At 57.1% G+C, this 707-nt stretch carries 1 protein-coding gene; it reads left to right on the forward strand.

All coding sequences use genetic code 11. The features are described from left to right. A partial coding sequence (locus AC1QQ2_RS14710; protein WP_479713707.1) for a 2,3,4,5-tetrahydropyridine-2,6-dicarboxylate N-succinyltransferase occupies positions 1-594 on the forward strand: 594 nt, incomplete at its 5' end. Positions 595-707: the final 113 nt, after the last annotated feature.

Genomic DNA, 707 nt, shown 5'->3' on the forward strand with positions numbered 1-707 from the left:
CACGCTGGCGACTTGGCGTTTTACGACAAAGTGCAACCCAAGTTCTCCAAGCTGGATGCAGCCGCTATGGCACAGGCTGGCGTCCGTGTCGTACCCCCCGCAGTTGCGCGCCGCGGCAGCTTTATCTCTAAGGGTGCCGTGTTAATGCCCTCTTACGTGAACATCGGCGCCTTCGTGGGCGAAAACACTATGGTTGACACGTGGGCCACCGTCGGCTCTTGCGCGCAAATTGGCGCCAATGTTCACCTGTCAGGCGGCGTTGGTATCGGCGGCGTTTTGGAGCCCCTGCAAGCCAACCCCACCATCATCGAAGACAACTGCTTCATCGGTGCGCGCTCCGAGGTCGTTGAGGGTGTGATCGTGGAAGAGAACTCCGTCATTTCCATGGGCGTCTACATCGGTCAGAGCACCAAGATTTACGATCGTGCCACCGGTGAAGTCACGTATGGACGCATTCCCGCTGGCTCTGTAGTCGTCAGCGGTAACCTGCCATCTGACGACGGCAAATACAGTCTTTACTGTGCGGTGATTGTGAAGCGTGTTGACGCCAAAACTCGCGCAAAAACCAGCCTGAACGACCTGTTACGCGACTGAACCCCACACCACCAACCATGAACGAAGCCCTCCGGCTCGCAGAAGTTTTAATCAGCAAAGCCTCCGTCACTCCCGATGACGGGGGGTGCCAAGAATTACTGGCTGATGAACTG

This window comes from Aestuarium sp., assembly GCF_023253315.1.
In the GTDB taxonomy this organism is placed as follows: domain Bacteria; phylum Pseudomonadota; class Alphaproteobacteria; order Rhodobacterales; family Rhodobacteraceae; genus Marivivens; species Marivivens donghaensis.